The organism is Duganella zoogloeoides (genome assembly GCF_034479515.1).
Taxonomy (GTDB): Bacteria; Pseudomonadota; Gammaproteobacteria; order Burkholderiales; family Burkholderiaceae_D; genus Rugamonas; species Rugamonas zoogloeoides.
This window is the reverse complement of record NZ_CP140152.1, coordinates 1868951-1889729: the sequence shown is the minus strand read 5'-3', so window position 1 is coordinate 1889729 and position 20779 is coordinate 1868951. Positions and strand designations below refer to the sequence as shown.

The window sequence follows — 20779 nt, the reverse complement described above, 5'->3', positions numbered from 1 at the left end:
TGTCAACCAATCACAGGGCAAGCCGGCGGACGCCGTACTTGATGCCGTCCACAACGTCATGCACCTGTACCGCTCGATGCAATTGCGCGGACTGCGCGACAGCACGCGCGACCCCGCGCACGAACTGACCCACATGGAGTACAAGGTGCTGGGATTTTTCGCCCGCCACCCGGGCGCCAGCCAGAGCGAACTGGTGGCCCACTCCGGGCGCGACAAGGCGCAGGTGGCGCGCCTGATCAAGGGCTTGCGCGATCAGCAATTGCTCGACGCCCAAGTGGATGAAACCGACCGCCGCAGCACACGCCTGCGGCTGTCGCCGCTCGGGCGCAATGTGATCGACAGCCTGGAAGGCATGGGTGCGCAGGTCTCGAACCTGGCAGTGCAAGGCATGAGCACGGAAGAGTGCGCACAGTTGCTGTCGCTGCTCATGCGCATCAAGGGCAACCTGGAAGCCGAGGCAGGCGCCGCCCCGGCTGCAGATAAAGATTAACCTTTTGCAGGCTTGCCCGATTTGTCGGACTTGTTACCCGTGCAAGACGTGTTTTGTTTGCCGGTGGCGGTCAGGTTCTCGCCGCCGCTGGCATCCACCCCGCCCTGCGGACGGTGGCAATTTTCCTTGACGCCCTTGGGCGGCTTGTTGTCGAAGCCGGGTTTGGTCGACGGCTGCATGCCCGCATTGCCGGCCTTGTCGGTGCCGGATGTGGTGCTGGCGTCAGCCTCGGCCTTGCCCTGTCCGGCAGGGTGGAAGGCGGTCGCGCCCGTGGTACCGGTGGGCTGGACCGGCGAAGTGGTCTGGGCGTGCGACAGTGCAGCCAGGCACAGGGCGGCAACTCCGAACGCCGCTGCGAAAGTACATTTGGACATGATGACTCCTTGGTAGCACAAAGGTCTATTGTTGCACCGTTGGCCGGGTTCGCCTGTAGGAGCACAGCCAGCAGCAAGGTCGGATTCAGGCTGGAATCATGGCCATGTACCTGTCAGGCGCGCGGTTTGGCGCTCACCTGGTCCAGCACCAACTGTTCGAACTCGGCCACCGCGACCGGCCGGCCGAACAGGTAGCCCTGGTAGTGGAAGCAGCCGAGCTTTTGCAACAGCACGCGCTGCGCCGACGTCTCCACCCCTTCGGCGATCACGTCCAGTCCCAGGCTGCGCGCCATGGCAATGATGGTGGTGACGATGGCCTGGTCGCTGCGGTCGTTGACCAGGTCGCGGACAAACGACTGGTCGATTTTCAGCTGGCTCAGCGGCAGGCGCTTCAGGTATTGCAGCGACGAGTAGCCGGTACCGAAATCGTCGAGCGACAGGCGCACGCCCATGGCGCGCAGCGCGGCCATGCTCTGCGCCGTCACTTCCACATTTTTCAGCACGATACCCTCGGTCAATTCCAGCTTGAGCAGGCGCGGATCGATCGCGTGCCTGGCCACGGCGCCGCGCACCTGTTCGCAAAAGCCGGGCTGGTGGAATTGCGCCGCGCTGACGTTGACCGCCAAGGTCAGCGCGCGCAGGCCGGGATCTTCCTGCCAGGCGCGCAGGCAGGCACATGCTTCCTCCAGCACCCAGCTGCCGAGTTGCAGGATCAGGCCGGTCTCCTCGGCCAGCGGCACGAACTGCGCCGGCGACATCATCTTGCCGTCCGCGCGCCAGCGCACCAGCGCTTCGGCGCCGCGCGCGCGGCCGTGCTGGTCCACCTGGATCTGGTAGTACAGTTCGAACTGGTGCAGGTCGATGGCGATGCGCAGCGCCCGCTCCATGTCGGCGCGGGCGGTGATATGGTCCTGCATGCCCTGGTCGAAGAAGCGCATGCCGTTGCGTCCGCCCTGCTTGGCCTGGTACATGGCGATATCGGCCTGCATCAAGAGCTCGTCCGGGTGCGGCGGATGGCCGTTGTGGAACAGGGTTACGCCGATCGACGGCGTGCTGTGGCAGGTGTGACTGCCCAGCAGGTAAGGCTGGTTGAGCGCGTTGCGGATGGCCACGCCCAGCATTTCGGTGTGGGCGGCGGCCTCGTCCTGGTCGCTGCTCAAGCCTTCGAGCAGCACCACGAACTCGTCGCCGCCCAGGCGCGCTACCGTGTCGCCGTGGCGCAGCGCGGCCTGCAGGCGGCCGGCCACTTGCTGCAACAGCATGTCGCCGACGTTGTGGCCCAGCGTATCGTTGAGGGTCTTGAAATTGTCGAGGTCGATGAACATCAGCGCGCCGTAGCGGTCGTGCAGGCGGCTGGTGTTGAGCACCTGCCGCAGCCGTTCGAGCAGCAGGCGGCGGTTGGGCAGGCGCGTGAGCGGATCATAGAACGCCAGCATCTCGATCTCTTCGCTGGCGGCCTTGCGCTGGGTGATGTCGGTGAGCACGGCCACGTAATTGGTCAGCCGGCCGCCCTGGTCGCGCACGGCGGCTATGCTCAGGTATTGCGGATATTTCTCGCCGTCCTTGCGGCGGTTCCAGATCTCGCCTTCCCAGCGGTCGTCGCGGTGGATTGCGTCCCACATCTTGCGGTAGAAGTCGGCATCATGCTTGCCCGAGCTGAGCATGGCGGGCCGCTGGCCGACCGCCTCTATGGCGGTGTACCCGGTAATACGGCTGAATCCCTGGTTCACGCGCAGGATGATGCCATGAGCGTCGGTCACCAGCATGCCTTCGGCCGTTTCGAACGCGGCAGTGGCCACGCGCAGCTCCGACTCGAGTGCGGCGATGCGCCGGGTCAGGGCGTCGATGGTGCCGGGCGTCTCGACAGGCATCGCAGATCTCATGGACATTTCCTCAGCAATAAATCACAAGAGCAAAGGATAATGATTTTCATCAATAATAAAATTGATCCACATCAAATTTTTTGATCAACGCGTACCGGGAGAAACTTGACGTGGATCAAATATTTTTCAGGTAAGAGTTGCTAATCTTGGCACATCGTGACTTGAACATCTCCCATGCAATCCACTTCCACCCTTCCCGCACGTCCAGCAAGGCCTTCGCAACGAGGCGCCCTGCCGCCGTGCTGCCGCGACTGCGACACCCGCAGCCATTGCCTGGCCGCCGGCCTCGACGCCACCGCGCTGGAAGCGTTCGAGCACCAGGTGGTACTGCGCCGCCACGAACTCAATCGCCATCAGCGCCTGGTCGCGCGCGGCGCGCCGTTCGACACCTTGTACTCGGTCCAGCATGGCCAACTGAAAGCCGAGCGCGCCATGCCGGACGGCCGCCCCCAAGTGATCGGCTTCTACCAGCCGGGGCGGTTGCTGGGCCTGGAATCGCTGGCCGCCAACACCCACCGCTGCGACGTACTGGCCCTGTGCGACAGCACCGCGTGCGCCATCTCGTACACGGGCCTGACGCGCCTGATGAAACAATACGCGGCGCTCACACGCCGCTTCCACCAGCTGGTCGGCGCCGAACTCGACCGTCAGCAAACCAGCATGCTGATGCTGGGCACGGCCAAGGCGCCGCAGCGCCTGGCAGCGTTCCTGCTGGACCTGGCCGATGGCGGCGCTGGCGAACCGGCCGACACGGTGGAACTGCGCATGTCGCGCGACGACATCGCCTCGCACCTGGGGCTGGCGCTGGAAAGCGTGAGCCGCCAGCTGACCCAGTTCCGCGCGGCGGGGTTGCTCGATGTGCAGAACCGGCGGATCAAACTGCTGGATCGGGGCGGCTTAAGAGCGATTGCAGTGGCCGGGTGACATCACTTATCGTTGCAACTTTGTGGCAGTTGCGCAAAAATCTGATTATTTTTTTCATCACCTTGTCTTTGCTGCATCCCGACCTACACTCACCTCTCCCACATTAATATATTAGCGCATCAGTTTTAAATTGATAGCGCAAGGAGACGAAGATGAAAACCAGGATCGGTATCATGTTTGCCAGTTCCCTGCTGGTCGCCTGCGGCGGTGCCGCCGACAGCTCCAACGAAGCGCCCGCCGCCAGCCGCCAGTTGGCCGGCGGCGTGCAGTCGTCCGAAGCGGCCGCCGGCATTACCGCCACCACCAGCCCACCGCCGCGCATCATGGAACACCTGGGTCGCGGCCTGGTGGCGGTGCGGGCGTCCGCCACGTCGGTGTTCCTGAGCTGGCGGTCGCTCGGGCTCGACACCGACGGCCTCGGCTTCAATGTGTACCGTTCAGCCAATGGCGCGCCGCCCGTCAAGCTCAATGCGGCGCCGCTGAGCGGCGGCACCAATTTCACCGACACCAGCGCCGACCTCACCGTGAGCAACACCTACTCGGTGCGCCACGTGCTCAAGGGCATGGAGTCGCGCACCGGCGCGGGCCAGTTCGTGCTGTCCGCCAACCACGCGGTGGAGCCGGTGATACGGGTGCCGCTGGCCGCGCTGCCGGGCGACGGCTATCGCACCAAGTACGTATGGGTGGGCGACCTCGACGGCGATGGCGAATACGACTACGTGCTCGACCGGATCGCGCCGTTCGATCCCACCAACGACGATATCGGCCTCGGCAACCAGTACCTGGAGGCGTACAAGAGCGACGGCACGCGCCTGTGGCAGATCGACCTGGGTCCCGGCAGCCGCAAGACCTACAACATCAGCCCCGGTCCCACGACGCTAAGCATGGGCATGTACGATGGCGCCACAGTATTCGACCTCAACGGCGACCGCAAGGCCGAGGTGATCCTGAAAATCGCCGACGGCGTCAAGTTCGGCGACGGCACCACCTTCACCCATGCCGACAGCCAGCAGCAATTCATCGCCGTGCTCGACGGTCTGACCGGCACGCCGCTGGCCACGCGGCCATTCCCGGCCAATTTTTACACCCAGGCCGGACCCTACGGCACCCAGCTTGGCATCGGCTATCCCGATGGCGTCCACCCGAGCATTTATTTCTGGGGCCGTAACCGCAACAAGAACAAGAGTTTCAACGACGTGTTCGCCTCGTGGTCCTGGACCGGCGGCGCCACCATCGCTGAAAACTGGGTACTGCCGCTGGCGCCCGACAGCGCCAAGGAAGCGTCGCACCAGATGCGCATCATCGACGTCGATGGCGACGGCAAGGATGAAATGGCGACCGGCAATTTCATGATCAACAGCGACGGCACGCTGCGCTACATCCTGCCCGGCGTGGTGCACGGCGACCGCTTCTTCCTTGGCAAACTCGACCCGGGCGCCCCCGGCATCCAGGGCTACGGCATCCAACAGAACAACCCGAGCGGCCTGCTCGAGTACTATTACAACGGCACCACCGGCCAGATCATCTGGTCGCACAGCACCACGCCCGGCAATATCATCGACGTGGGACGCGGCCTGGTCGGCGATGTCGATCCGCGCTTTCCCGGCTTCGAGGCGTGGTCGTTCTCGGGCCTGAAAAACGCGGCCACCGGCGCCCTCACCGAGCCCGATACCACGCTCTCGCCCTATCCTACCCACAGCATCTGGTGGGACGGCGACCTGCTCAGCGAAGGCTTGAACGACTACAAGATCGAGAAGTGGAATCCTTTAGCGCCGCGAAAATCGAACGCACTGCCGCGCCTGCTGACCATGTCGCAGTTCGGCGCCCGTATCTGGGACCATAACCCGATGTTCTTCGGCGATATCCTCGGCGACTGGCGCACGGAAGTGGTCACCATCAATGCGGCCCAAACCGAGCTGATCATCTTCACCACCAACCTGCCGACGACCACGCGGCTGTACACCATGGCGCACAATCCGGCCTACCGCAACCACATGACCGTCAAGGGCTACATGCAGTCGGGCCTGCCGGATTACTACCTGGGCGACGGCATGGCGCCGCCACCGAAGCCGAATATCCGGTATGCCAGGGCTGGCGGCGTGAACTGACCGGCAGTTACCCCGGCGGCGGCAGCACGAAGTCGGGGTATTTGTCGCGCAGCGCGTCGATTTCGGACAAGGTACCCGACAGGTGGTGGCGCACCGCTTCGCGCGCCTGGTCCGAGGCGCCGGCGGCAATCGCGTTGGCAATCGCGCTGTGGTCGTCGAGGATGCGCTGGGCCTTGCTGTTGAGTGGCAGGTGCAGGCGGCGCAGGCGGTCGAGGTTGCCGCTGAGGCGGCGCACCAGGTCCCACAGGTCGGCAATATCGGCCGCCGCATACATGGTGCGGTGGAATTCCAGGTCGATGCGGGCGAAGCTTTCCAGGTCCTTGCGTTCGAGCGCCTGTTGTTGGCGCGTGATCAGGTCGCTCAGGGAGCCGTCCAGATTCGGCGGCCGCTGCTTCGACAACTGGTGCGCCATTTCCAGCTCCACCGACAGCCGCAGCACGTGGGCCTGGCGCGCGGACGCCAGGTCGATGGCGCTGACGCGGGTAAGGTGCTGCGGATAAATGTCCACCAGCCGCTCCTCTTCCAGGCGCAGCAGCGCATCGCGGATGGGCGTGGTGGACAGCTTGAAATACTCGGCCAATTGCTGGCGCGCGAGCACGGTGCCGGGTTCAAGCGCGATGGTAACGATCAATTCGCGCAAATGCTCGAACACCTGGACCGTCGCGTTGCGCGAACGGTCAAGGTTGAAATTTCCTGGCAACGATTGCAAAGCCATGCTGAGACCGGGGTGTTGTAATGATCTCATATATTAACATATCAATATTGCGGGCTTACTCGCAAATTTATTGGGCCAATGCTGCCCGATAAAACTCGATCTCCACGATCGACAACACGCCCTTCGGCGTGGAGTTGGCGCCGGTATCGACGATGGCCTGGTTGGCCACCTCGGTCATCTTGACGGCATTGCCCTCCTCGGCCGCGCCCACCAGTTCCACCGTCACCAGGCTGCCCTGCTTTGGTTTGACCGGCAGCGTGACATAGCCGAGGCTGCGCGGCGCCATGCCGTTGAAGACTTCCTCGCCATCGACAGCAATGCGCACCGGGTAGCTGCGTTCGCGCCAGCCCGACAGTTTCATGGTGACCTCGGTGAGCGTGGTGGGCTGCGCCATGCGGTACGTGATCGCCGACGCGCCCGGGGCGCTGGCCCAGCGCGTGGTTTCGTCGTCGTCGATGGAGTTGCCGGCGTCTGCGGCGTTGCTGGCGGCGCTGGCCACCTGCACCGGCACGGCGATCCGGCTCACCTTGAACGATGGCGTGGCGGGCGTGGGTCCGCGCTCCAGGTACAGCGGCAAATCCGCACCCGGCAGGCGCTGCGACAAGCCCGCCACCACCGGCGCCGGTTTCGATTGCAGCACCACTTGCGCACTTTGCAGTCCCTGGGCGCGGGCGCGCAGCACGATCTTGCCGGCCTCGGTGGCGCTGCGCACCAGCACACGGTTGATGCCGCCCTCCACCGGCAGCAACTTGTCGAGCACATGGTTGTTCGGTCCCTGGGCGATGCCGCCGCGCCACTCGGCCGGGCCGTCCAGTTCGAAGGTGACGGTATCCATCGCCACCGGGTTGCGGCGGCCCTCGGCGTCGACCACTTCCACCTGCACCAGCGCCAGGTCGGCGCCATCGGCCTGCAGGCCGGAGGGGCCGGTCATGGGCGTGAGCTTGAGCGCCACCGGTTTGCCCGCGGTGGCCAGCACGCTTTCGCATACCTGCTTGCCGGCGGCGTCATAGCCGATGGCTTTCAGCTCGCCCGGCTGCCAGGCGATATCGTCGAACGTGAACAGGAAGCGCTCACTCTGGCGCGCAGCAGCGCCGACCGGCTTGCCGTTCAGGCGCAACTCCACCCGCTCGGCGCTGGAAATCACGGTCACCGGCTTGCGCGTGCCGGGCTGGTAGTTCCAGTGGCCGACGATGTGGGCGCGCGGGCGCTCCACGTCCACCCAGCCATCCCAGATCACCTGGTGCGCATAGTATCCGTCCTTGGGAATGCGCATGGCATCGACTTCGCCGCTGCGGCGGTACTTTTCCGCGCCGCGGTGGTGGGTATTGGAATCCGAGAAAATGATGTTGACGCCGCCCGACGACACGCGCGTGCCGGTACCGGGCCGCTCGCGCCAGTAGTCGTACCAGCGCTTGACGTTCTCGATCGCGTGGGTGTCCTGGTTGCGGTTGTAGGTGGCCGCGCTTTGCCCCTTGTATTGCGGGCCGTCGCCGTCCGCGTGGAACGGTGGCGAAAGCGCGTCCCAGAACTTGCGGGCGCCCTCGTCGCGCGAGTATTCCATCGCCCACATCGGGTTACGCGCGCTCTTGTTTATGTACAGCATTTCGCCGCCGTATTCGGCCACGTTCTGCATGGCGCTGCTGAGCATTTCGCGGCTGCCGGAAGCACGGCCGCCGTGCGGATCGTACTGGTCGCGCAGCGCCTTCATTTCCTGCATGTGGGCCGCGCTCACGCCGCGATTGCCGCTTTCGTAAAAAATGATGCTGGGGCTGTTGCGGTTGTAGATGATGGCGTCGCGCATGACTTCCATCCGTTGCTCCCAGCGCCGGCCGGTCACGTCCGCCTCCGAATCGCCGGGCGGCATTGCCTGCATCAGGCCGATGCGGTCGAGCGACTCGGTATCCTGGCGCCACGGCGTGATGTGCATCCAGCGGATCAGGTTGGCATTGCTCTTGAGCGCCAGGCCGTTGCTGTAGTCGCTGAGCCAGGCCGGCACCGATATGCCCACTGCCGGCCATTCGTTCGACGTGCGCTGCGCATAGCCCTTCATTTGCAGCACGCGGTCGTTCAGGCGCACCATGCCTTCGCCGAAGGCGGTCTTGCGGAAACCGGTGCGGGTGACCACGCTGTCGATCGCCTTGCCATCGACCTTGAGCGTGGTGGTGACGTCGTACAGGTAGCCGTAGCCCCAGCTCCAGAAATGCAGGTTTTCCACCTTGGCGCTGGCCTTGACGGTGGCGGTGTCGCCCGGCGCCACCGTCAGCGCGGGCGCCGTGAAGCTGGCCACCTGCTTGCCGTCGCGGTCGCGCAGCACCACCTCATAGGTAAAGGTGCGCGGTTCGGCGTACTCGTTTTTCACCTGCGATTCGGCGTGGATGGTGGCGCGGCGGCCGCCGATATCGAAGTCCTGCGCGTACACGTACACGCCGGTGGTGCCCAGGCTGGCGAACAGGGGCAGGGTCTGATAGAGCTTGTCGGTGATGTGCAAGCGCACGTTCTTCGGCAAGCCGCCGTAATTGGCATTGAAATTCTTATCGGCCCACTGGTAGCGCTGGTTGGTGGCGCGCTCGCGGTAGTCCCAACGGTTATCGGTGCGCACCGCCACCGTGTTTTCGCCATCGACCAGCGCGGCCGAAATGTCCACGCCGAACGCGGTGATGCCGTTTTCGTGCAGCGCCAGCTGCTTGCCGTTCACGTACACCTCGGCCGCCTGGCGCGCGCCCTCGAATTCGAGGAACACCTTGCGTCCGCGCGCACCGGCCGGCAAGGTAAAGCGCTTGCGGTACCAGGCGATGCCGGTCGAATGATCGACGATGTCCTTGCCGAACGCGTCGTCCTCGTTCCACGCGCGCGGTAACGTCACTGTTTTCCAGGCGCGGTCGTCGAAGCCGGATTCGGACGCGCTGGCCGGATCGGCCACGGCCAGACGCCAGGCCGGGTTGAAATTGAAGGACTGACGCTCGGCATGTGCTGCCGTCAGGAAGCATTGGGAAACCAGCAGGGATAACAGCAGACGCGGCACGGTGGTCATAAGCGCTCTCAAAAAGTTCACGCTAAAATATTAGCATTTTAGAAGTACGTAAACCCGGCAACTGACACTTTGCTCAACAACCTGACCAATGCAGTGCCCAAAGTTGACACACTAATATATCAATGTTTTACTGCCTCGTCTCCTGACCATCCCGGCGCCATGACTTCGACTTCGCTTCCACTTCGCCCTCTGCTTGCTGCCGCTGCCGCCCTGCTGCTATGCGCGTGTGCCGGCGCCGTGGTGCGGCTGCCGGCCGTGCTGTCGGACCACGCGGTACTGCAGCGCGCAGCCAGCGTGCCGGTGTGGGGCTGGGCCGATCCGCAGGAAGCGGTCACGGTCGAATTCGGCAAGCAAAGCGCCAGCACCCGTGCCGGCGCCGATGGCCGCTGGCGCGTGGCGCTCGACCTGCGCCAGGCGGCCAGCGCGCCCGCCGTGCTGCATGTACGCGGCGCCGCCAATGCGATTGCCGTCGATGACGTGCTGGTGGGCGAGGTATGGCTGGCATCGGGCCAGTCGAACATGGAAAAGCCGCTGGGCGAAAAATCGGGCCAGAAGCCGGTACCGAACCACGAACAGGAAATCGCCGCTGCCAACTACCCGGACATCCGGCTGTTCAAGGTGCTGCGCAAGAAAGCGGGCCAGCCGCTCGATGACGTGAATGGCGTGTGGGAGCGCTGCGCTCCTTCCAGCATCGGCCGCATCAATTTTTCCGCTGCTGCATACTTCTTCGGGCGGCGCCTGCACCAGCAACTGCGCACGCCGGTCGGCCTGATCGACGCCACCTGGGGCGGCACCCGCATCGAACCGTGGACGCCGTCCGCATCCGGTACCGGCAACTCGTCGGCGCTGTTCAACGGCATGATCGCCGGCCTGGCGCCGCATGCGCTGCGCGGCGCCATCTGGTACCAGGGCGAATCGAACATCGACCACACCGACCTGTCGCGCTACACCGGCCAGATGCAGGCGCTGATCGAAGGCTGGCGCCGGTATTGGGGCCAGCCCGACCTGCCGTTCTATTACGCCCAGGTGGCGCCACACTTCTATCACATCGTGCGGCGCCAGGCCGTGCTCGACCCGCAGGCGGCGCCACGCCTGTGGGAAGCGCAAGCCGATGCCGCCCGCATTCCCCACACCGGCATGATCGTCACCACCGACCTGGTGGACGACCTGTACGACATCCACCCGCGCGACAAGCAGACCGTGGGCCTGCGCCTGGCCAACGTGGCGCTCAACCAGACCTACGGCCGGCACGACATTGCCGCCTTCGGCCCGGCATTCCGCGCGCTGACCATCGACGGCAAGCAGGCTCTATTGAGCTTCGACCATGCCGACGGCCTGGCCGCGCGCGACGGCAAGCCGTTGACCTGGTTCGACATCGCCGGCGCCGACGGCCGCTACTTCGCCGGCGAGGCCACCGTCCGCGACGGCAAGGTCGTCGTCACCAGTCCGCACGTGCCGGCACCCGTGGCAGTGCGCTTCGGCTGGGACGAAGCGGCGCAACCGAACCTGATCAACGGCGCCGGCCTGCCGGCCGTGCCCTTCCGCTCCACCCGAGAATTTTTACCACAGTGAATCCGAACATGACCGCCTCCGCATCCTCCGCATCTTCCACTCCTCCTGCTGCAACGCCTGTCGTCACGGCCATCCGCGTCGTCCCCGTTGCGGGCCGCGACAGCATGCTGCTCAATCTGAGCGGCGCCCACGGCCCCTGGTTCACCCGCAACATCGTGCTGGTGACCGACAGCGCCGGCCACACCGGCGTGGGCGAAGTGCCGGGCGGCGAAGCGATCCGCAAGACGCTGGAAGACGCGCGCCCGCTGCTGCTGGGCCAGTCGATCGGCAACTACAAGGCGATCCTGAACCAGGCGCGCCAGGCGTTTGCCGACCGCGATGCCGGCGGACGCGGCCTGCAAACATTCGACCTGCGCGTGGCGATCCACGCCGTCACCGCGCTGGAATCGGCGCTGCTCGACCTGCTGGGCCAGCACCTGGGCGTGCCGGTGGCAGCCCTGCTCGGCGACGGCCAGCAGCGCACCGAGGTCGATGTGCTGGGCTATTTGTTCTACATCGGCGACCGCCAGGCCACCGACCTGGCCTACGATAGCGCGCCAGATGCCGCCGATGACTGGCTGCGCTTGCGCCACGAGCAGTCCATGACGCCGGAAGCAGTCGTGCGCCTGGCCGAGGCGGCCTACCAGCGCTATGGCTTCCGCGACTTCAAGCTCAAGGGCGGCGTGCTGCGCGGCGAGGACGAAATCGTCGCCGTCACCGCGCTGGCCGAGCGCTTCCCGGACGCGCGCGTCACGCTCGACCCCAACGGCGCCTGGTCGCTCAAGGATGCGATCCGCCTGTGCCGCGACCAGCACGACGTGCTGGCCTACGCCGAAGACCCGTGCGGCGCCGAAAACGGCTACTCGGGCCGCGAGGTGATGGCCGAGTTCCGCCGCGCCACCGGCCTGCCCACCGCCACCAACATGATCGCCACCGACTGGCGCGAGCTGGGCCACGCGGTGCAATTGCAGGCGATCGACATCCCGCTGGCCGACCCGCATTTCTGGACCATGCAGGGCTCGGTGCGGGTGGCGCAGATGTGCCACGAATGGGGCCTGACCTGGGGTTCGCACTCGAACAACCACTTCGACATTTCGCTGGCGATGTTCACCCACGTGGCCGCCGCCGCGCCGGGCAACATCACCGCCATCGACACTCACTGGATCTGGCAGGACGGCCAGCACCTGACCCACAACCCGTTCCAGATCGCCGGCGGCAAGATCGCCGTGCCGGCCACGCCGGGCCTGGGCGTGCAGCCGGACCTGGACGCCATCGAGGCGGCCCACCAGCGCTACCTGAACATGGGCCTGGGCAGCCGCGACGATGCGGCCGCGATGCAGTTCTTCTTCCCGGGCTGGAAATTCGACAACAAGCGGCCGAGTTTCGTGCGGTAATCAAGGTATACTAGCGCCGCGTCCGCCACCCAACACCCGTCGCGGCCGCCCACCTGGCCCCATCCCCGCCGGAATTGTTGTGCGCCTCTGGCGCCAGGAATCATCCGTGCGGCCCCTGCTCCCGTTTTTTCACAGTTTCAAGTTCAAGATCACCGCCACCGTCGCCGTCATGGTCTTCGTTGCCGCCATCGGCGTGGGCCGGGTATCGCTGGTGATCTTCGATGTGTCGATGCGCCAGCTGCTGGCGGCGCAGGAAATGGCCATGCTGACCAGCACCGCCGCCTTCATCGAAAACGACCTGCACAGCAAGCGCCAGGCGCTCAGGCTGCTGGCCGAGGAACGGCCCGGCCACCGCGTCGGGCCCGACCAGATCCAGGCGCTGCTCGAGGCGCATCGCTCGCTGCGCGATGATTTTTATAACGTCACCGCCTTCGATACCAAGGGCAAGCTGATCGCCAACCTGCTCGACCGGCGCACCATCGGCAAGGGCAATTACGCCGGGCGCGACTACTTTCGCGACACCATGGCCAGCGGCGCGGGCCTGATCTCGGCGCCGTTTCGCAGCCAGCTGAGCGGCAAACCGGTGGTGGTCATCACCGAGCCGATGCTGGCCGAAGACGGCAGCATCGTCGCCATCCTGGTGGGGGCTGTGGACCTGGTGCGGCCGTCGTTCTCGGGCCAGATGCGCGAGCTCGACGCCAAGACCGGCGGCTACCTGTTCATCGTGGCCGCCGACGGCACCATCATCCATCATCCTGACCGCGACTTCATCCTGCGCCGCCAGCCCGACGATACCGGCGCCGTGATCGCTGCCGCGCTGGCCTCGCCCGACGGCTGGAGCGACGACGTGCTCGATGGCGGCGAACCGGCGCTGCTGGTCCACCAGCGCCTGCGCGGCGTGGGCTGGACGGTGGCGGTCTCGCGGCCGCTGCAGCGCGCTTTTGCGCCGCTGACCAATGTGCGGCTGCGGGTGCTGGCGGCGATCACGCTGATCACCGCGTTTGCCGCGCTGCTTGGCTGGATCATTACCACCCGCTTGATCAGGCCACTGAACCGCCTGCGCGACCACGTGGTGGCCATCGACAGCGGCACCGCCAGCCTGGCGGTGCTGGAGACGGAGCGCCAGGACGAGTTCGGATTGCTGAGCCGGGCCTTCCACGCCATCAGCCAGCGCCGCGACCAGTTCGAAAAGGATTTGCAGCAGATCGCCACCACCGACGCCCTGACCGGCGTGCACAACCGCCGCCTGTTCGACGCCTTCTTCCCGACCGCCCTGGCGCGCGGCCAGCGCAATGGCCGGCGCGTGGGCCTGGCGATGCTGGACCTGGACAAGTTCAAGCCGGTCAACGACACCCATGGCCACGCCGTGGGCGACGCGGTGCTGGTGGAATTCGCACGGCGCCTGACGGACAGCGTGCGCGCCAGTGATACCGTGGCGCGGCTGGCCGGCGACGAATTCGTGGTGGTGTTCGAGCTGGTCGAGTCATACAACGAGGCCGGCGAGGCCGGCGTGCTGGGCCAGCGCATCATCGACGCCATGGCGCCGCCATTCCAGATCGGCGCGCTGGCCTTGCCGATGACGACCAGCATCGGCATCGCGCTGGCCGACATCGCCCATGCGCAGCCGGCCGAGGTGATGCAGGCCGCCGATGAAGCGCTGTACCGGGTCAAGGCGCAAGGCCGCAACGGCTGGCTGGTGCACGACCTGGACAAGGCGCTGAGCCGCCCTATCTCCCGGCCGGCCGCCTGACAACGCGCCGGCCGCGGACTTCAGCGCAAGGCACAAGGCACAAGGCACAAGCCACAGCGACGAATACCGGACGCAGCTGCGGCAAGGCGCTGCAACGCCGCGACTGCGGCGTCGTCAGGCGGGCTGTTCGAGCATGCGGGCCAGTGCCGGAAAATCGACCGGCTTGACCAGGTAACGGTCGAACGGCGTATCGGCTTCCTCCGGGTTGGCGTAGCCGGTAACGGCGATCAGGCGCGCGCTGGCCGTGTGCGGCTGTGCACGCAGGCGGCGCGCCAGTTCGCGGCCGTCCATTTCGGGCATGCCGATGTCGAGCAGGAACACGTCCGGCGCGTGCTCGGGCGCCAGCGCCAGCGCCGCCTTCGGGCTGTTGATCTCGACCACGTCGTGGCCGATGGCGCGCAGGCAGGTGGCCAGGGTCCAGGCGGCATCGACGTTGTCGTCCACCACCACGATTTTCAGCGGCTGCGCCGCGTCGAAGCGATGGCCGCCGACCGGGGCCGCATCCTGGGGCGCGGCCTGGTGGCGCGGCAGCCACGCGGTAAACGTGGCGCCCTGGCCTTCGCCCGGGCTGGCGGCAGCGACCCGGCCGCCATGCAGTTCGACCATGCTGCGCACCAGCGCCAGCCCCAGTCCCAGGCCGCCCTGGGCGCGGTCCGGCGTGCGCGCGGCCTGCACGAACAGCTCGAAAATGCGCGGCACCAGCTCCCGGTCGAGGCCAACGCCGTTGTCCGCCACCGAGACCACCACGTTGTTGCCGGCCACGGTCAGCGCAACCTCGATGCGGCCGCTGACCGGCGTGTAGCGCGCGGCGTTGCCCAGCAGGTTGGCCAGCACCTGCACCAGGCGCTTCTCGTCGCCAAGCACCAGCGTGCCCTCGTGGGTGATGTGGGTATGCACCCGGTGGCCGCGCTGTTCGATCAGCGGCGTCACCTGCTCCAGCGCGGCAGCCACCACGTGCTTGCAATCGACCACCACGCGGTCGAGTTCCACCATGCCACGCGTAACGCGCGAGACATCGAGCAGGTCATCGAGCATGCCGGACATGTGGCGCGCCTGGCGCGACAGCACCTCGCTCATGCGGGCGATGCGGGCCGGGTCGGGCGGCGCGATGGCCAGCAGGTCGGCGGCGGCGCTGATCGGCGCCAGCGGGTTGCGCAGCTCGTGCGCCAGCATGGCGAGGAAATCGTCCTTCTGGCGGTTGCTGCGCGACAGTTCGGCCTCCACCTGCTTCTGGCGGCTGATGTCGAGCGTGATACCGTCGAACCGGGTGGGCGCACCGTGGGCGTCGAAATAGGTGCGGCCCTTGGCGCGCAGCCAGCGTTCGCGCCCGTCCGGCGCCACCACGCGGTACTCGACATCGTACATTTGCTTGTCGCGCACGCTTGCCTCGACCGCTGCTTGCGTGTGGGCCCGGTCGTCGGGGTGGATGCGCGCATAAAACAGGTCGAAATCGACTTCGGCGTCGAGCGGCAGGAAAAAATGTTCCTTGCAGGTGTCGTTCCAGTAGATTTTATCCATCGGCATCGGGCAGTAGAAGGTACCCAGTTCGCCGGCCTGCACCGCCAGGTCGAGCCGCTCGCCGGCCTCGGTGGCGCGGGCCTCGGCGGCGGTGCGGCGCCGCTCGCCCTCCTTGACCACTTCGATCACGCGCTTGAGGTCGTCGAACGACCGCTTGACATGCTCGGACGGATCGCCGGGCGGCAAGGCGTTGTCGCCTCCGACCAGCGCCGTCATGTCGTACACGCGGTGAATGATGGCAACCACCTGGCCGTCCGCATCGAGCACGGGGAGATTGGTGGGCAGCCAGTATTTCACGATGAAACCGTCGCCCTTGCGGTCGGGCACATCGTAGCGCTGCAAGTCCATGGTGTGCAGGCGCCGCGTGCGCAGCACTTCGTGCAGCGAGGCGCACAGCCGATCGGGGCCGTCGGCATCGCTGGACGAGGCCGGGAAGGCCTCGAACAGCGGCCGGCCGATGACGTCGGCGCGGGACGTCATGGTGGCGGCCAGGTATTCGTCGGAACCGTGCAGGATGACAAACTCGGGCGAAGCATCGAGCACGAGGATGGCGAACGGCAGGGCCTGCACTACAAGGGAAGTTTCAACTGTCATCGCGCGCCAGGTAAATGTTATCCTTGTGATTCTAGCATCCGCACGTTTGCGGCCGAAGCCACGCACACCATTGCGCATCCCGATGCGCCGCGCAGCCACAGACCCTGTACACTTTGTGTACTTTCGACAATCTTAAAATTCATGTTCAGATCCAGTTCCTTTACGCCGGGCCGCCTGCTGACGGCCGCCCTGATCGTCGGACTATGCACGCTGGTGCTCGTGCGCAGCCCCGGTGTCCTCGCCGCCATGCCGCCACCGGTCTATCATGCGCTGATCGGGGGCCTGTGGGCGGCTGCCGCCACGGCGGTGGGCACCTTGCCGGTGCTGCTGTCGCAAAGTTTTTCGGCGCGCACCTACGATGCCGCGCTGGGCCTGGGCGGCGGCATCATGCTGGCCGCCACATCATTCTCGCTGGTGCTGCCCGCCATTGCCGCCAGCAAGGGCGCCGGCAACACGCCGATGGCAGCGAGCCTGATGGTGGGCGGCGGCATCCTGATCGGCATGCTGATCGTGATGCTGCTCGAACGCCTGGTCCGTTCCGACAACGTGCTCGACAACACCAGGTCCGACAACGCCAACACCCTGGTGCGCGCCTGGCTGTTCGTCGGCGCGGTCGCCATCCATAATATTCCCGAGGGCATGGCGATCGGCGTGGGCTACGCCGGCGTGGACCTGAGCAAGGCCAATGCACTGACCACTGGCATCGCCATCCAGGACATTCCCGAAGGCATGGTGGTGGCCATGGCGCTGCGCGTGGCCGGCTACGGCCGCCTGTTCTCGGCCGCGCTGGGCACCTTGTCCGGCGTGGTGGAGCCGATCGGCGCAGTGATCGGCGCCCTGATGATCGAAGCGTCGGCCGCGCTGCTGCCGTGGGGCCTGGCGGGCGCGGCGGGCGCCATGTTGTACGTGATCTGCCACGACGTGGTGCCCGAGGCCCAGCGCCGCGGCAACTACGGCACGGCATCGTTCTCGCTGGTGATCGGTTTCATCATCATGATGGTGCTCGATACGGCGATGGGATAACGACTTCGCGCTCGGAAGTTAATACTTTGATGCAATAACACAACGGGCGTGGCAAATTTCTGTTGTCGCCGTGTCAGCTTTGCTCTTGCAGGTGAATGCCCGGCGCTACACTGGCACCGCCCGCTTTACTGATGAAAGACTGACGATGAAGAATTCCACTCAAGAGCTGACCTGCCTTGACCACGAAACCCGGCTGGCCACCGCCATGTCGGTGCTGGACGCCATCAACCGGGTGCAGGCAGTGATCGAATTCCAGCTCGACGGCACCATCGTGCACGCCAATCAAAACTTTCTCGCCGCCGTCGGTTACACGCTCGAGGAAATCGTCGGCCAGCACCACCGCATCTTCTGCGAACCCGGTTACGCCGCCTCGTCCGAGTACCAGCAATTCTGGCAGCACCTGGGCGATGGCGAATTCCACTCCGGCGAGTTCAAGCGCCGCGCCAAGGGCGGCAGGGATATCTGGATCGCCGCCTCGTACAACCCGGTGCTGGGCCCGGACGGCAAGCCGGTCAAGGTGATCAAGTTCGCCACCGACATCACCGCGCAGAAGATTGCTGCTGCCGAGTTTAAAGGCAAGCGCGACGCTGTCAACCGGGTGCAAGCGATCATCGAATTCGACCTGCACGGCAGGGTACTCACCGCCAACGACAACTTCCTCAATGTGATGGGCTATGCGCTCGAGGAAGTCGAGGGCCAGCACCACCGTATTTTCTGCGACAGCGCCTTCGTGCACTCGCCCGAGTACCTGGCGTTCTGGGAGCGGCTGGGGCGTGGCGAGTTCAATGCCGGCGAATACCGGCGCGTGACCAAAAGCGGCAAGGACGTGTGGATCCTGGCCTCGTACAACCCGATTTTCGATGCCGAGGGCAAGCCGGTGAAGGTGGTGAAATTCGCCACCGACATCACCGAGCAGAAAAAGCTCAGCACCGAGTCGCGCGGCAAGCTCGAAGCCCTCGGCCGCTCGCAGGCCGTGATCGAATTCGACATGCGCGGCCACGTGCTGTCGGTGAACCACAACTTCCTGCGCACCATGGGCTATACCGAGGACGAAGTGGTGGGCGCGCACCACAGCATGTTCTGCGAGGAGGACCTGGTCAAGAGCGCCCAGTACCGCAATTTCTGGGCCGCGCTGGGCCAGGGAGAATTCCAGTCGGGCCTGTTCAAGCGGCGCGGCAAGCACGATGCCGACATCTGGATACTTGCCACCTACAACCCCATCCTCGACATCAACGGCAAGGCCTACAAGGTGGTCAAGTTCGCGATGGACGTGACCGACCAGGTGCAGCGCGAAATGCTGGTCAGCGAAAAGGTGCAGGCGATTTCCAGCGTGCTGGCCGACCTGACGCGCTCGATCGGCGTGATTGCCGACGGCTCGCAGCAAACCGCCGGCCTGGCGGGCCAGACCCAGGCCGAGGCCGCCGACGGCAGCAAGCTGCTGGCGCGTTCGACAGATGCCATCGTGGCGATCCAGAAATCGTCGGGCGACGTGCGCGACATCATCGACACCATCAGCGACATCGCCAGCCAGACCCACCTGCTGGCCTTCAACGCCGCCATCGAGGCGGCGCGCGCCGGCGAACACGGTTACGGCTTTTCGGTGGTGGCCAACGAGGTGCGCAAGCTGGCCGAAAAATCGGCCGTCGCCACGCGCGAAATCGCCAAGCTGATCAACGATACGGTCAACCGCGTCGATGAAGGCACGCGCCTGTCCGGCGAGGTGGAAGCGGCGTTCGAACGCATCGTCAGGTCGGTGGGCAGGACCAGCGAATCGATTGGCCAGATCCACGCCTCCACCGCGGCGCAAGCGAACGCCACGCATGACGCCTCGGCGCTGCTGACCGAGCTCGAAACCATCACGCCCAAGCACTGACATGACAGCCGTGCGCGAGCAGGCCTCCCCGACGGTTCAACTGGCAGTGGCCACGGTCGGCGCGGTGGCGGTGGGCGTGCCGGTGGCGGCGGTGCTGCAGGCGCTGCCGCTGGCCTGCGCCCTGCACCCGCTGCCGCGCCGCCAGGGCGCGCTGTGCGGCGTGGCCGAGCACGCGGGGACGCTGGTGCCGGTGGTGGACCTGGCGCAGTGGGTGGACGTGGGCAGTGCGACAGAGGCAAATGACAAGACTGCGCGCATCCTGGTCCTCGGCGATCGCCGGCGCACCATCGGTTTGCGCGTCGATGCCCTGGTGGGCCTGGCCAACGTGCCGGCGCCCACGCGGCTGCTGCACGACGACGCGCCCGAGGAGGTATTCGATACGGTCGTCAAATCCGCAGAACTCGACCGGGTGATCAGCGTGCTCGATGTGGGACGGCTGCTGGCGCTGGCTTGCGCCTGGCATGGGGGCGATGCAGTTGATGGTCCGGATGGCGCTGATGACAGCGATACTGGCGCCAGGGGCGTTACGGGCGATGAAGCGTCAGCGGCGGTGAGCGCTGGTGGGGATGGTCCCGCAGGCACCGGCGCTGGCGCTGTCGCCGCAGCGAAGGCGGCTGCCCTGTACGCATTGCTGGCCGTCGGCGACACCCGCATCGCCGTGCCCGCCGCACAACTGGCGCAGGTGATCCGGTTGCCGACGCTGCGGGCCATCGGCCCGGCCGGCGGCAGCAGCTATTGCAACTGGCGCGACCGCAATGTCGCCGTGATCGATACCGCCAGGTTGCTGGGGCTGCCGGGCGATACGCAGCCAGCCTTGCTGGCCATTGTCGAACTTGGCGACCTGGCGCTGGGCTTGATGGTACACGCGGCTCTCGAGTTGTGCATGCTCGCCGCCCCGGACGGTCCAGCCGGCAGCGTGGTCGCCACCACAGCAATGGGCACGGATACCGGCGCGGTCGTCACCACCGTGATCGGCGCAGATGGCGGCGCCATCGGCGTGATCGACATCGCAGCACTGCTGGCGCGCGTACCGGAAGCCTCCATCAGCCGCGCCACCGCGCCTGCATCCGGCGCGGTGGCAACGACGGCCGCAGTGCAGCGCCTCAACAGCAACGCCTACATCGTCTTCCAGACCGACCAGCACCACGCCACGCCCATCGAGCCGATCGAGGAAATCCTGGCGCTGGCAGCCACCCACGTGGACGCCGCAGAACACCTGCTGCCAACCATCGCCTGGCGCGGCCAGGCATTGCCACTGGTGGACCTGCGCCCGCCGGCCACCCCCACGCCCCCCGGCAGCGGCGCGCGCATCATCGTTGTGCGTGACACGGATGGGTGCACCGGCTACGTGGTGAAACACGTGGCGCTGCTGATCCCGCCCAACACGGGAAAGCTCTACCGCATGGCGCTGGCCGGAACAGGACTGGTGGAATTCATCACCACCGGCACCGCCCACGAGCAGGCCAGTTACCGCACCATGGACCTGGCGCGGCGCAGCCAGCTGACTGGCTGCTAGCGCGGCCAGCCCTGCGGATACGCAGCCCGCCGGGC

General features: G+C 66.0%; 14 protein-coding genes. 9 read left to right on the top strand and 5 right to left on the bottom strand.

Translation table 11 applies throughout. The features are described 5' to 3' along the window. The first annotated feature begins 58 nt into the window (after window positions 1-58). Window positions 59-490 (top strand): MarR family winged helix-turn-helix transcriptional regulator, encoded by a 432-nt coding sequence (locus SR858_RS08375; RefSeq protein ID WP_019922298.1) that lies wholly within the window; start codon window positions 59-61, stop codon window positions 488-490. Here SR858_RS08375 and SR858_RS08370 read toward each other — a convergent pair. Together SR858_RS08370 and SR858_RS08365 are read right to left on the bottom strand one after the other, a co-directional pair. After that, window positions 487-864, bottom strand: a complete 378-nt coding sequence (locus tag SR858_RS08370) for a hypothetical protein (protein WP_019922297.1) — start codon at window positions 862-864, stop codon at window positions 487-489. The genes SR858_RS08375 and SR858_RS08370 overlap by 4 nt on opposite strands. 113 nt (window positions 865-977) lie before the next feature. Beyond that, on the bottom strand, window positions 978-2747 hold the full coding sequence (locus SR858_RS08365; RefSeq protein ID WP_322534527.1) for a putative bifunctional diguanylate cyclase/phosphodiesterase: 1770 nt from the start codon (window positions 2745-2747) through the stop codon (window positions 978-980). A 174-nt stretch (window positions 2748-2921) separates the two neighbouring features. On the opposite strand from SR858_RS08365, the gene SR858_RS08360 reads away from it, so the two are divergent. Together SR858_RS08360 and SR858_RS08355 are read left to right on the top strand one after the other, a co-directional pair. Next, the gene (locus tag SR858_RS08360) at window positions 2922-3671 is read left to right on the top strand and encodes a Crp/Fnr family transcriptional regulator (RefSeq protein WP_019922295.1); all 750 of its coding nucleotides are present in this window, start codon (window positions 2922-2924) and stop codon (window positions 3669-3671) included. A gap of 152 nt (window positions 3672-3823) precedes the next feature. Further along, window positions 3824-5779, top strand: a complete 1956-nt coding sequence (locus tag SR858_RS08355) for a rhamnogalacturonan lyase family protein (RefSeq protein ID WP_019922294.1) — start codon at window positions 3824-3826, stop codon at window positions 5777-5779. Between the two features lie 7 nt (window positions 5780-5786). Here the strand turns inward: SR858_RS08355 and SR858_RS08350 are convergent, their stop codons facing one another. Together SR858_RS08350 and SR858_RS08345 are read right to left on the bottom strand one after the other, a co-directional pair. After that, window positions 5787-6494, bottom strand: a complete 708-nt coding sequence (locus tag SR858_RS08350) for a GntR family transcriptional regulator (RefSeq protein ID WP_019922293.1) — start codon at window positions 6492-6494, stop codon at window positions 5787-5789. A gap of 67 nt (window positions 6495-6561) precedes the next feature. Next, window positions 6562-9525, bottom strand: a complete 2964-nt coding sequence (locus tag SR858_RS08345; protein ID WP_019922292.1) for a glycoside hydrolase family 2 protein — start codon at window positions 9523-9525, stop codon at window positions 6562-6564. A gap of 159 nt (window positions 9526-9684) precedes the next feature. Between SR858_RS08345 and SR858_RS08340 the strand changes: the two genes are divergently transcribed. The 3 genes from SR858_RS08340 (at window position 9685) to SR858_RS08330 (ending at window position 14220) form a co-directional block, all read left to right on the top strand. After that, entirely contained in the window at window positions 9685-11097 is a 1413-nt protein-coding gene (locus SR858_RS08340) for a sialate O-acetylesterase (RefSeq protein WP_040377818.1), read from the top strand. 8 nt (window positions 11098-11105) lie between these two features. Continuing rightward, a complete protein-coding gene (gudD, locus tag SR858_RS08335) occupies window positions 11106-12470 on the top strand; it encodes a glucarate dehydratase (protein ID WP_026637366.1) in 1365 nt (454 codons plus the stop codon). A 106-nt stretch (window positions 12471-12576) separates the two neighbouring features. Continuing rightward, window positions 12577-14220 (top strand): sensor domain-containing diguanylate cyclase, encoded by a 1644-nt coding sequence (locus SR858_RS08330; protein WP_019922289.1) that lies wholly within the window; start codon window positions 12577-12579, stop codon window positions 14218-14220. A gap of 114 nt (window positions 14221-14334) precedes the next feature. On the opposite strand, the gene SR858_RS08325 is transcribed toward SR858_RS08330, so the two are convergent. Further along, window positions 14335-16332 (bottom strand): hybrid sensor histidine kinase/response regulator, encoded by a 1998-nt coding sequence (locus SR858_RS08325; RefSeq protein ID WP_322534526.1) that lies wholly within the window; start codon window positions 16330-16332, stop codon window positions 14335-14337. Between the two features lie 141 nt (window positions 16333-16473). On the opposite strand from SR858_RS08325, the gene SR858_RS08320 reads away from it, so the two are divergent. The 3 genes from SR858_RS08320 to SR858_RS08310 all read left to right on the top strand — a co-directional run bounded on the left by SR858_RS08320 (window position 16474) and on the right by SR858_RS08310 (window position 20744). Continuing rightward, on the top strand, window positions 16474-17355 hold the full coding sequence (locus tag SR858_RS08320; protein WP_019922287.1) for a ZIP family metal transporter: 882 nt from the start codon (window positions 16474-16476) through the stop codon (window positions 17353-17355). Between the two features lie 145 nt (window positions 17356-17500). After that, on the top strand, window positions 17501-19228 hold the full coding sequence (locus SR858_RS08315; protein ID WP_019922286.1) for a methyl-accepting chemotaxis protein: 1728 nt from the start codon (window positions 17501-17503) through the stop codon (window positions 19226-19228). 1 nt (window position 19229) lies between these two features. Beyond that, window positions 19230-20744 carry a chemotaxis protein CheW gene (locus tag SR858_RS08310; protein WP_040377817.1) on the top strand — a complete coding sequence of 505 codons (1515 nt, stop codon included), beginning with the start codon at window positions 19230-19232 and terminating at the stop codon, window positions 20742-20744. Window positions 20745-20779 lie beyond the last annotated feature (35 nt).

Bases quoted from the DNA above. Each gene is read 5' to 3' on its own strand.
- SR858_RS08345 (WP_019922292.1), bottom strand. From the start codon at position 9,525: ATGACCACCGTGCCGCGTCTGCTGTTATCCCTGCTGGTTTCCCAATGC.
- SR858_RS08340 (WP_040377818.1), top strand. From the start codon at position 9,685: ATGACTTCGACTTCGCTTCCACTTCGCCCTCTGCTTGCTGCCGCTGCC.
- gudD (WP_026637366.1), top strand. From the start codon at position 11,106: ATGACCGCCTCCGCATCCTCCGCATCTTCCACTCCTCCTGCTGCAACG.
- SR858_RS08320 (WP_019922287.1), top strand. From the start codon at position 16,474: ATGTTCAGATCCAGTTCCTTTACGCCGGGCCGCCTGCTGACGGCCGCC.
- SR858_RS08310 (WP_040377817.1), top strand. From the start codon at position 19,230: ATGACAGCCGTGCGCGAGCAGGCCTCCCCGACGGTTCAACTGGCAGTG.
- SR858_RS08370 (WP_019922297.1), bottom strand. From the start codon at position 864: ATGTCCAAATGTACTTTCGCAGCGGCGTTCGGAGTTGCCGCCCTGTGC.
- SR858_RS08350 (WP_019922293.1), bottom strand. From the start codon at position 6,494: ATGGCTTTGCAATCGTTGCCAGGAAATTTCAACCTTGACCGTTCGCGC.
- SR858_RS08360 (WP_019922295.1), top strand. From the start codon at position 2,922: ATGCAATCCACTTCCACCCTTCCCGCACGTCCAGCAAGGCCTTCGCAA.
- SR858_RS08325 (WP_322534526.1), bottom strand. From the start codon at position 16,332: ATGACAGTTGAAACTTCCCTTGTAGTGCAGGCCCTGCCGTTCGCCATC.
- SR858_RS08355 (WP_019922294.1), top strand. From the start codon at position 3,824: ATGAAAACCAGGATCGGTATCATGTTTGCCAGTTCCCTGCTGGTCGCC.
- SR858_RS08365 (WP_322534527.1), bottom strand. From the start codon at position 2,747: ATGAGATCTGCGATGCCTGTCGAGACGCCCGGCACCATCGACGCCCTG.
- SR858_RS08315 (WP_019922286.1), top strand. From the start codon at position 17,501: ATGAAGAATTCCACTCAAGAGCTGACCTGCCTTGACCACGAAACCCGG.
- SR858_RS08375 (WP_019922298.1), top strand. From the start codon at position 59: ATGCACCTGTACCGCTCGATGCAATTGCGCGGACTGCGCGACAGCACG.